Annotated in this window: 13 protein-coding genes; 1 reads left to right on the top strand and 12 read right to left on the bottom strand. The window is 33.6% G+C overall.

The window, feature by feature from the left end:
* The 5 genes from SPD90_RS09290 to SPD90_RS09270 form a co-directional block, all read right to left on the bottom strand.
* Positions 1-379: transposase (locus SPD90_RS09290; protein ID WP_442909059.1), on the bottom strand; the 379-nt coding region annotated here is incomplete at its 3' end.
* A gap of 220 nt (positions 380-599) precedes the next feature.
* Positions 600-1,874: a lactate racemase domain-containing protein gene (locus SPD90_RS09285; RefSeq protein WP_320925038.1), complete on the bottom strand. Its 1,275-nt coding sequence runs from the start codon at positions 1,872-1,874 to the stop codon at positions 600-602.
* Between the two features lie 17 nt (positions 1,875-1,891).
* Positions 1,892-2,257, bottom strand: coding sequence for a DUF1667 domain-containing protein (locus SPD90_RS09280; protein WP_320625674.1), 366 nt, complete (start codon positions 2,255-2,257; stop codon positions 1,892-1,894).
* Complete coding sequence (locus tag SPD90_RS09275; protein WP_320925037.1) at positions 2,250-3,488, bottom strand: NAD(P)/FAD-dependent oxidoreductase; 1,239 nt, start codon at positions 3,486-3,488, stop codon at positions 2,250-2,252. The genes SPD90_RS09280 and SPD90_RS09275 overlap by 8 nt, the downstream gene beginning before the upstream one ends.
* Positions 3,488-4,945 carry an NAD(P)/FAD-dependent oxidoreductase gene (locus tag SPD90_RS09270; RefSeq protein WP_320925036.1) on the bottom strand — a complete coding sequence of 486 codons (1,458 nt, stop codon included), beginning with the start codon at positions 4,943-4,945 and terminating at the stop codon, positions 3,488-3,490. Before SPD90_RS09270 ends, SPD90_RS09275 begins: the two co-directional genes overlap by 1 nt.
* Before the next feature lie 191 nt (positions 4,946-5,136).
* Here SPD90_RS09270 and SPD90_RS09265 point away from each other — a divergent pair, with 191 nt between their 5' ends.
* The gene (locus tag SPD90_RS09265; RefSeq protein WP_320925035.1) at positions 5,137-5,748 is read left to right on the top strand and encodes an NUDIX hydrolase; all 612 of its coding nucleotides are present in this window, start codon (positions 5,137-5,139) and stop codon (positions 5,746-5,748) included.
* A 20-nt stretch (positions 5,749-5,768) separates the two neighbouring features.
* Here SPD90_RS09265 and SPD90_RS09260 read toward each other — a convergent pair whose 3' ends face one another.
* The 7 genes from SPD90_RS09260 to SPD90_RS09230 form a co-directional block, all read right to left on the bottom strand.
* Positions 5,769-6,149 carry a DUF4363 family protein gene (locus SPD90_RS09260; RefSeq protein WP_320925034.1) on the bottom strand — a complete coding sequence of 127 codons (381 nt, stop codon included), beginning with the start codon at positions 6,147-6,149 and terminating at the stop codon, positions 5,769-5,771.
* Between the two features lie 10 nt (positions 6,150-6,159).
* Positions 6,160-6,813 (bottom strand): DUF421 domain-containing protein, encoded by a 654-nt coding sequence (locus SPD90_RS09255; RefSeq protein ID WP_320925033.1) that lies wholly within the window; start codon positions 6,811-6,813, stop codon positions 6,160-6,162.
* Between the two features lie 210 nt (positions 6,814-7,023).
* Positions 7,024-7,722 carry a class I SAM-dependent methyltransferase gene (locus SPD90_RS09250; RefSeq protein WP_320925032.1) on the bottom strand — a complete coding sequence of 233 codons (699 nt, stop codon included), beginning with the start codon at positions 7,720-7,722 and terminating at the stop codon, positions 7,024-7,026.
* A gap of 22 nt (positions 7,723-7,744) precedes the next feature.
* The gene (locus SPD90_RS09245; RefSeq protein WP_320925031.1) at positions 7,745-8,503 is read right to left on the bottom strand and encodes a Rossmann-like domain-containing protein; all 759 of its coding nucleotides are present in this window, start codon (positions 8,501-8,503) and stop codon (positions 7,745-7,747) included.
* Positions 8,487-9,542: an ATP-binding cassette domain-containing protein gene (locus SPD90_RS09240; RefSeq protein WP_320925030.1), complete on the bottom strand. Its 1,056-nt coding sequence runs from the start codon at positions 9,540-9,542 to the stop codon at positions 8,487-8,489. The genes SPD90_RS09245 and SPD90_RS09240 overlap by 17 nt, the downstream gene beginning before the upstream one ends.
* A complete protein-coding gene (locus SPD90_RS09235; RefSeq protein WP_334309410.1) occupies positions 9,532-10,236 on the bottom strand; it encodes a GTP-binding protein in 705 nt (234 codons plus the stop codon). The genes SPD90_RS09240 and SPD90_RS09235 overlap by 11 nt, the downstream gene beginning before the upstream one ends.
* Positions 10,233-10,435 (bottom strand): iron chelate uptake ABC transporter family permease subunit (locus tag SPD90_RS09230; RefSeq protein WP_320925028.1); only part of this gene is annotated, 203 nt, incomplete at its 5' end. The genes SPD90_RS09230 and SPD90_RS09235, both read right to left, overlap by 4 nt.

Genomic DNA, 10,435 nt, shown 5'->3' with positions numbered 1-10,435 from the left:
TAGTTCCACCTTCTATCATAAATTGACAATATTTTAGCCATTTTTCCAAGCTTAATTTTGTATTTGAAAGGGGAGAAAGACTTCTTTCGTCAAATGTTCTTCTACATTTTTTGCAAATATATCTTTGACGACCATATGTTGTTCCATTTTTATTTACCTCTGGATGCCCACATTTAGGGCATCTAAGACCTTTTTTAAATCTGCCTTCTAAAATCTTGTTTTTTCCATCTGTTTCATCATAAAAACCTAAATTATATAAATTTTTTAATTTTGCTTGAGCTAACGCTATAAAAGAACTCATTTCGTCTATATCTAAATTATCTACCATTGATCTAATTCTTTTAGAACTAAATATATTTGAATGTTCTTGTCGAAACATAATGCACCTCTTTCTAGTTTAGGTAATTCATAATAGAAATTCCTAATCTTGTAAATTCTTGGTTATATTATGTCCCAACAAAATTTATTTCATACATAATCTCACAAAATCATTTAACATATTTACAATAGGTTTAGGTTGTCAAATTAATATAAATTCTTTGTAAATAAAAAAGATCCTATTGTATAATTTTTTTACAATACAATAAGATCTCTTTATATTAGAATAATTTTAAATTATGTTTTTCATCAAAAGGTATGTCAAATAAATCAGAAATAGATTTTACCTTTTCTTTATCTACTACGTTTTCAAACGCTGCCTTGCTCATGTAAATTTCGTCTAGCTCCTTAGTGTTGTTTATAACGACTAATTTTAGTTTGTCTAAATCTCTTACTCCACAAAGCTTGACACATCCTTTAAATACATACTTATCGCTGTCTAATACTAAAGGTAGCTTCACGCTATTTGGCTCCGTAGAAGTTATCGCGTTTATGTAAGTAGCCGGGAAATCTACTTTATCGTAGAACTTCTTAGATACAAAATCTGCAAGTCCCATTCCATTTCCATTTCCGCCTGATTTTTCACTTATATCTAAAAATCCTAGCTTTATAGTGTTTGGACCACCGCTGGCGGCTTTTGTGTGGAATCTTCCTACGATGTTTGTATCTACTCCTGTACCACTTATGTTTTTTCCGATTTCGTTTACTATAAGCACGTCTATATCGTCTAAGTAGATTCTAGACATCAGCTTTTTAGATTTTTCCAAAATCTTTGGTTCTTCCTCTAGTATTTCATCTTTTTTCAATACAAATACATCTGCAACTTCGTTGTAACCATTTTCGATAGAGGCTACGCCGCAGATTATGTTTAAGTTTTGTAGAGCTATAGTTCCGACTTCGACTAGGTTTTCTGCCATATTTTCATATCTAAGAGAGTGGGTCATATCTGCTCCTTTTCTCTTAGCAAGCCCTATAGCCATCATCTTTATAAGTCCGCTTTCGTATTTTCCTCTAAAAGATGTATGTAGCTTTACTCTGTTTAGTAAAATAATACCGTCTGCGCTTGCTGCGTTTTTATCTATGTAGACTGGAAGGTCTTTAGATGTTCTGCCGACTTCTACTACCTCCATTGAAGATATTATATCGCAGCCTACAGTTTCTTTAGTTATGCCTAGTTTTTTTAGCATGTTGGCTTGACCTTCATCAGTTCCACCACCATGGCTTCCCATCGCTGGAACTACAAAAGGTGTAGCACCACATTTGTAGACAAAATCCACTACTGTCTTCATCAAAGCTTGGTAGTGGCTAATTCCCCTGCTGCCACCAGTTATCGCTATTTTCATGCCTGGCTTTATTTTATCTTTTATTTGTTTTTCGATTAATTTTTGATTTAAGTATTCAGGTACATTTTCTATCTTAGTATCGTCGAATACTTGTTTTACCTTCATAATTTGAGGTAGCTTTATATTATCTAGTATTTCATTTATTTGAGACATTTTTTACTCCTTACTTATTAAGATATTTTATCTACTTTTTTAGTTACTATAAGGTCGCTGTCATATCCCATTATATTTTTGACTACTACATCTCCAACTTCTACTGGAGCTTCTAATTTTATACTTTTTATTATATCCATTACATCGAATATTTTTGCCTTAGGAACTGGCTTTGTAAGTCTTACGCTCACAAGTGGAAGCTCTCCATTTAGTAAAACTACAGAAGAAGCTATGTTTCTTCTTGGGTCTACTAATTCTTGAGTTACGTATTCCTTACCCTTTTTGCAGCCTTCCCCTTCGATGCTCTTTATCTCTTTTCCTTCGTAATCTACTTCTATTTCACATCCATTTGGACAAACTATACATGTAAATTTTCTATTCACTTATAATCACCTTCAAATCCTTATCTGATTTTATTTCGTCTTTTGAAATTTTTATTTGAACCATCTCTGCTGGTATTGCTTTTTTGTATTTTTTAGTTTTTAAGATTTCTTCGCCCTGCATTATATCTACCTTGCATTCCTTAAATGGCTTTCTAACTCTGAAAGAAAGCACAAAATCCTTAGTTCCACTTATTTTTTGTGGAATAGTGTGGTTTATATTTTCTCCAGCTTCTATATTTATCTTGCTTTCGGCTAATTTTCCGTCGTTTATATATTCGCAAACGTGATCTGCAAGTCTTTCAGCTTCTAGTGAAACGAAATCTACTAAATCGTGAACTTGAAGTACGTTTCCTGCTGCAAATATACCTTCTACTGAAGTTTGGTAGTTTTCATCTACTACTGCTCCTTTAGTTCTAGGATCTAGTACGACACCTGCTTTTAGTGATAATTCATTTTCTGGGATAAGTCCTATTGAAAGTATCAAAGTATCGCATTCGTATCTTTTTTCTGTACCTGGAATTACCCTTTTATTTTCGTCCACTTGGCTCACTGTAACAGCCTCAAGTCTTGATTTTCCTTCTATGTTAGTTATTGTATGGCTTAGATAAAGAGGTATATCGAAGTCGTTTAAACATTGTTCGATATTTCTAGGAAGCCCATTTGCATATGGACAAAGCTCTACAACAGCCTCTACCTTAGCACCCTCAAGTGTAAGTCTTCTAGCCATTATAAGGCCTATATCTCCAGAACCTAGTATTACTATTTTTTTACCTACCATAGTATTAGTCAAGTTTATGTATCTTTGTGCGACACCTGCGTTGTAAATTCCAGCTGGTCTAGTACCAGGAGTTGATATAGCACCTCTAGTTCTCTCTCTACATCCCATAGTCAAAACTACAGCCTTTGCCTTGTATTGCTTTAGACCATCTCTAGTAGCGGCGATTACAAGCTTGTCGTTAGTTACATCTATAACTGTCGCATCTGTTATATAGTCGATTCCTTGTTTTTCGACTTCCTTTATAAATCTATCTGCGTATTCTGGTCCACTTAGAGTTTCTTTAAATCTAGTCAAACCAAATCCATCGTGGATACATTGCTTTAGTATTCCACCTAATTTATCTTCTCTTTCTACTATAAGTATATCTTCTATTCCTTTATTTTTAAGTTCAAGAGCTGCTGCAAGACCTGCAGGTCCACCTCCAACTATTACTACATCTTTATTTTCAATCATTAGTCTCTCACCTTTCCTACAAACATATTAGAGTTTTCTCTAGAATACAACACATCTTTTCTATCCTTGTGTTTAACCTCTTCTAAAAGTCCTGCTATTCTAGTTTCACAATATCCACCTTGGCATCTACCCATCATAGCTCTACATCTGTATTTGATTCCAGTTAGAGTTTCAACGCCTAGTGGGTTGTTTATAGCTTGAAGTATTTCCGCCTTAGTTATAGTTTGACATCTACAGATCACTTCGCCGTAATCAGGATTTTCTTTGATTAAGGCTTCCTTTTCTTCTATAGATTTATCAGCAAATGTAACTATAGGCTTTCTAATTGGATTAAAGCTTTCGTTTACTGTAAGATCTTCTTTTTCCTTCATTAGAGAAACTACATACTTGGCGATTGGAGTTGAGCTTGTAAGTCCTGGAGACTCGATTCCAACAAGGTTTATAGTATTTGGAGCTTCTTCTCTTCTCTCTATTACGAAATCGTGGTATCCACCTTCTTCCTTTGAAGCGAGCTTAGGTCTGATTCCTGCGAAATTTCTTATGAAATCTCCTCTATTTATATGAGGGAATATTCTTCCACCGTCTTTTATCAATAAGTCCATTATCTTTTGAGTAGCTGAATAATCGTCTCTCTCATCTATGTATTCACTACTTGGTCCTATAAATACATTTCCATCGATTGTCGGAGTCAAGTGAATTCCTAGTCCACCTTCCTTTGGATTTGGAACTGGATATGCTGGAAGGCTTAATTTTGAGCCGACCTTTTCATCTAGTATAAAATATTCTCCTCTACATGGATGTATTGTATAATCGTCTATTCCTAGCATCTTAGCCACCTTATCGCTGTAAAGTCCGGCAGCATTTACTACCCATCTAGTTTTGTATGTATCCTTTACAGTTTTTATATTGTAGACTTCATCTATTCTCTCTATACCGACTACTTCATTTCCAAAATAGTAATCGACACCATTAGCAGCTGCATTTTCTGCAAGCGCTATAGTAAGCAAGAATGGATTCAGTATACCTGTTGATTTAGACCACATCGCAAATTCGCCGTCTATATGCGGTTCGATTTCTTTTATCTTTTCTCTGCCTATTATTTCTAGACCTTTTACACCGTTTTTTTCACCTTGTTCCTTCATGGCGATTAATTTTTGCTTGTCCTCTTCAGTAAATCCTACTACAAGCTTACCACATCTGTTAAAAGGCACCCCTAATTCTTTAGCAACTTGATCAAAGCCTTGATTTCCTTCTACACAAAATCTCGCCATAAGTGTCCCAGGCTTATTGTTAAACCCAGCGTGTAGAACCCCAGAATTTCTAGCGCTTGTCTCATTACATACATCTAATTCCTTTTCTAATACACCTATTTTTAAATTATATCTAGACATCTCTCTAGCAATGGCATTTCCTACCACTCCAGAGCCAATTATCATAACGTCATATAATTTATCCAACTTAAAGTCCCCCCTTATACGAACAAATTTAGCTCGTATTTTGTATTTTATTTATTATTTTATACTTATTTTGATAATATTTCATTAATTTTAACATATTTTTTTCATTTTGATAATAATTTATATTTTTTTTATTATAGTTTATAATATTTATATGTTAATTTATTTTTCGAAAGGAAGCGACAATATTCATGATTAAAGATATAGAAAATAAATTCAAAAACTTCGTTCCATACATAAACGGCTTTCAAAATATGAAAAGAGCCTCTGTGCTAATTCCATTGATTGAAAAAGATAATTCCTGCGAAATTTTATTTGAGGTCAGAGCTAAAACCTTGAGAAGACAACCAAATGAGATTTCTTTTCCTGGAGGTAAAATAGAAAAAGGAGAAAAACCAATTGATGCATGCATCAGAGAGACATGCGAGGAATTGGGTACTATCCCTGAAAATATAGAGATAATTTCTCCTCTAGATTTGTATATAAATCATTCCAATTTAATAATTCATCCATATGTGGGAGTAATAAAGGATGCAGAACATTTATCTATCAATACAGCTGAAGTAGATCACACATTCACCGCGCCTGTACATTATTTGATGGACTACTCCCCAGAGGAATTCGAAAACGAAATAAAAATAGATCCAAGCGACGACTTTCCATACGATAGAATTCCTAATAAGAAAAATTACAAATTCGCAGTAGGTAAGTATCCTGTCTTATTTTACGAATACAAAAATTACATAATATGGGGAATAACAGCTAGAATTCTAGAGAATTTTTTAACTCTTCTAAAAAAATGATTAAAAGGGCATCTGCCCTTTTAAAAAATATAATTTAAATTACATTTTTCATCGTCAATTATGTTTAGTAGTATGGATTTTGTCTTCTCCAAGCCCTCTAAAGCCCTTATTTTATTTTCGCAGTAAATAGCGTTTTTTACTAAATTGAGCTCTAATTGTATATCGTCGTAGTATTGATGATTTAACACCTTTAGCCATAGATTTCTCTGTGTTTCTAGCTTTTTAGATAGGTTATCTACCATTTTATCTGATTTACTCCAATCTCCATCGTGCACTACATAGTAAGTAGCCTCTATATCGTCTATATACTCCATTCCAAAGGATTCTACCTTATTGTCTATATAAATTCCAAAAAATATAAATAAAACCACCCATGTAAGTGATATTATCGTACTTTTCATCTAATTCACCTCAATTTTTCTTTTGAATTATTATCTCGTCGTATTCATCTAAAATACATATCAAGACGTCTTTTATTCTATTTATTCTATGAAATTTTAGTATTTGTTTTAGCCATATTATATCTTTATCCATTTTTTCGAGGTTTTCTGATATTATATTCCCGTCTAATATAAGCGGCATAGGTATATGGTTGTATTCCTTAGTAGGAGTCGAGCTATAGTCTGAAGTAGGAACTACACTGAGGCTGCCATCTGTCTCTAATATAGCGTATTGTATGTATTTTATATTGAAATACCCCTGTATACGTAGCTGTTCTAAAAGCTCGTTGATGCTGACTCTCTCCTTTTTTAATTCTCTGTAATCTATCTTACCTTTGTTTATAAGTATAGATGGCTTTCCAGATAGAATTATTGCTACCTTCCTGAATTTCAAGGATAAAAAGGATATAATAGTCTGCATAGCGACTAAGCCTGTCAGTGCGGCTATTCCATTTATCATAGGTATATCGTTGTTTTCCATAGGTAGTGATGCAACTTCTGCTATTAAAAGCGTGATTACTAGGTCAAAGCAGTTCATCTCTGCTATTTCTCCCTTTCCCATTATTCGCATCGATATTAAAACTGCTATGTACAGGATGATACTTCTTATAAAGACAACTATCATTATTTTTTCCTTTCTTTTTAAAATAGAGATTTTCGTATTTAATTTTATTCTTTCCAAGTTTTTATATAATATATATAATTCTTTTGTTGACTGAGTAAAATTTTATTATTATTTTCTACTGGGAATTATATAGACATTTATATGTCAAATGAGCGAACACGAAAAAACAAGAGATTCTCGGCGGTAGACCAAAAATCTCTTACATTTATTTTATTTATCAAATTCAACGGCAAATATAGATATTCTCTTGTCATGAGGTAGATAATAAGCTACTCCATCGCCTTTTTGGATATTTTGCATTACATGTTCGAATATCTTATCATTTTCTCCTGACTCGTTGTAGCCGTCTGCATAATCCCTTATCTCATCCTCATTTTCAAAAGGCTGACCAAATTGTAAATTCATAGTTTCGACGCTGTATTTTAGATTTTTCTGATCTAGAAGATTTTTTAAATTCTCAGCTGTATGTAAGTTTATAGCCTCATGTCTCTTCTCTGATACTGGTATATGAGTTTTATCGCTGTTATTTACTATGACGATAAGCTTATTACAATGCTTTGAAAAATACGCCACATCCTCATAAGAAAAAAACGAGATAAGTATTGTATCAAAAAATCCCTCTACATCCTTGAAATCGCTGACTAAAAATTTTATATTGTCGACGTTCTTTTTTTCTGCATTTTTTTTTGCATATTCGATTACCGTTTCGTTTACATCGACACAAGTTATATCTTTTATGTATTTACTCAAATAAATATCTACTAGAGCTAAGCCACATCCCATATCGCATAGTGTATTTGTATCTTCTGTATATGATTTTATTTTTTCTGCGACTATTTCGTGAAATCTAGTGTATTCACTCGCCTTGTTAAACGCTTTTATTGTACAGTCATTCCAATTCATCCTCATATCAACAAATCCCCCTGTATGTTTAAACATTCTTCAAATTGATTTTTTGTCCAGTTCCATAAAACATGCTATTTCTTTGATTTCCACTTATTATGCTCTTACACTGAGCCTCTTCTCTAATTACAAACCCAGATAAATCATTTACACCGTAGTCAAACAACATTGGTGCCATAGGAGTTATAGGTCCGACTAATACTACATATGCATTTTTACATAAATCTAAATACCACGGTAAAAGCTTACTCTGCAATGTATAAGCGCTTAAGACCACAAAATCCTGCTCTGGCAAAATATAAGGTGCCGCTGTTTCAGGAAAATCTCCCTCTATCGGATCTGATTCGATTATAGACAAATCACATACTGGAGCAAACAACTGCTCTAAATAGTGAAAATGTCCTACTACTGCAACCTTCTTACCTTTTATATCATTTTGGTAAGATATAAATGGATCGTTTATTCTGTCCTCCATAAATCTATTTTTATTTAGATTAATACCTCTACTCTCAACTACTTCTACTGAATTGTAGTAAGAGTTTATAGCGGCAAGTCCTATTCCAGACTCTGTCAAATTCCACGATTTGATGCAGTTTGCAACCTCGTATAATTTTCTACCTTTAAATTCCTTTATAAACTCCGGCAATCTAGTATCCTCTGGATATGCACTTGCAATACCACTTCCTACAGTGCTTTTTACGAGCGCAAAATGTTCGCCGACTAACATATCCTCTACTACTATATCCTTTGGAATCCCATCTATCATATCGTCATATAGTTTCCACAATTTTGGCTACCCCCTTTTTTACGATAGGCTCTATATCTTCCTTTTTAAGAACCTCACCTAATCTCAATTTATTTCTAAAATCTAGAAGTAAATTATCTAGGTATTCTACATATTTCACATTTTCTTTTTCCTCATCTGTAGTAGGTATAACCTTTGAAATACCACCGTTTTTAATCACGATTCTCTTATCTGCATTTAAAGCTAGTATCGGGTCGTGGGTAGATATAAGTATTATCTTTTCTTTTTTAGAAAGCAGCTTTATTGCCTCCTTTCTATCGATTCCCGCATTTTCGATTTCATCGATTAGTACTATTGGAGAGCTACTCATATAGGCTGTATCTGATATCATAAGTGCCCTAGATTGGCCTCCTGAAAGCTGAGTGATCTTAGTTGTAAGCTCAAACTTTTCTCCAGCTAGCTTATTTGCATAGTAAAAGCATTTTTTAACTATATCCTCTTGATTTTCGCAAAATCTGCTCTTTGAATGCATTTGTAAAAACTCCTCTACTGTTAAATCCATTACAAAATTCATATTTTGAGATAATTGTGCGACTAGCTTTCCGTCCATGTTGTATCTAGTTTCCTCGCTTGGGACCTCGCCGTTTACGAGTATCTCTCTGTTTGTAGGAGTATCTCTCTGTGCCAAGCATTCGATGTCCTCAAGTAATCTGCTTTTTCCAGAACCAGTAGGACCGACTATACTTATGATTTCACCCTTTGAAATCGTTATACTGACGTTTTCATCGACGCCTGATTTATCCCTTCCCCCGTTTATAGTTATACTATCTATATCTATAGTATCTACAGTCTGATCGAATTCCTCTAAAAACTCCACGAGCCTATCTAATAGCTCGCCCTTTTCCACTCCGAAATTAAGGCTAAAATCGTCGTCTAGAGCTTCTACCAAATCACTAAATAATAAATTTTTATCTGTATACCCAAAATTGTAATTTAAGAAAAAATCAGAGGCTATTGGGTACTTTTTTTCTATTTCACCTATCGACATATCGTATAAATTTTCATAATCGCTATTCATCATAATCAAACTCCATCTTCTTTAGCATTCCCATTTGGTGAGATTCACCGATTCGCATCTCGCCTGTACAATAAGAGCAGACCGATGCAGGTGTTGTAAATCTCAAAAGCTTATTTCTAAGTGTCTTTATATCCTTTACTCCACTTAGATATTTTTTTAATAAAAATGTCCCCTGTCCTGTTATTCCGTTTATAAATATTATCTTTGCTTTAGAATTTACTTGTCTTACATTGAAGGAAAATACCTCTCTCTCGGCCTGTGAGACAATATCTCCCTTAGTTATAACTACAATATCACAAAGCTTAAGCATCGGTCCTATTTTTCTAGGAGTGTTTATACCAGATAAATTGTCTATTACACAAACTGCTGGAATAGATTTTATATAAGGCGAACAACGATTGCAAAGGCCTGCACTCTCTGTTATCAAAATATCTAATTCCTTGTGCTTAGCCCAATCTACGGCATCTTCTATATTACTTATAAAAAAGTGGTCTGGGCATATTTTTCCTGAAAATCCAACTTGAATAGGTATGTCGTTTTCTTTATATCTTATCTGGTCAAATGAATTTAGACAGTCGAATTTAACAACGCCTACTTTATTGCCATCTTCATTTAAAGATTTTATAAGATGTATTATGACGGAGGTTTTTCCTGATGAAGGAGGACCTGCTACTGTAATTAATTTCAAATAAATCACCCTCTTGTATATTTTATAAACGATGTCGCAGATGAAAATAAAGAGCTGACCATAATACCTGCTAGTATAAGTCCTAAAACCTTATTTCCTTTAGCTCTCTTACTTATAAAATAAACAAATCCTACAGTTATCAAACTGAATATAAATGCGCTTATTGTTATTTCTCTACCACTTCTATAAAATAAAATCGCAATAGCCG

It is taken from the genome of Intestinibacter sp. (assembly GCF_034113885.1).
Classification (GTDB): Bacteria; Bacillota; Clostridia; order Peptostreptococcales; family Peptostreptococcaceae; genus Intestinibacter.
The sequence above is the reverse complement of the archived record's forward strand: the minus strand, read 5'-3'. Positions and strand labels throughout refer to the sequence as shown.

Excerpts from the sequence above, each read along its gene's own strand:
- SPD90_RS09265 (WP_320925035.1), top strand. The coding sequence starts at position 5,137 with ATGATTAAAGATATAGAAAATAAATTCAAAAACTTCGTTCCATACATA.
- SPD90_RS09260 (WP_320925034.1), bottom strand. The coding sequence starts at position 6,149 with ATGAAAAGTACGATAATATCACTTACATGGGTGGTTTTATTTATATTT.
- SPD90_RS09240 (WP_320925030.1), bottom strand. The coding sequence starts at position 9,542 with ATGATGAATAGCGATTATGAAAATTTATACGATATGTCGATAGGTGAA.
- SPD90_RS09285 (WP_320925038.1), bottom strand. The coding sequence starts at position 1,874 with ATGTCTCAAATAAATGAAATACTAGATAATATAAAGCTACCTCAAATT.
- SPD90_RS09275 (WP_320925037.1), bottom strand. The coding sequence starts at position 3,488 with ATGATTGAAAATAAAGATGTAGTAATAGTTGGAGGTGGACCTGCAGGT.
- SPD90_RS09250 (WP_320925032.1), bottom strand. The coding sequence starts at position 7,722 with ATGAGGATGAATTGGAATGACTGTACAATAAAAGCGTTTAACAAGGCG.
- SPD90_RS09255 (WP_320925033.1), bottom strand. The coding sequence starts at position 6,813 with ATGATAGTTGTCTTTATAAGAAGTATCATCCTGTACATAGCAGTTTTA.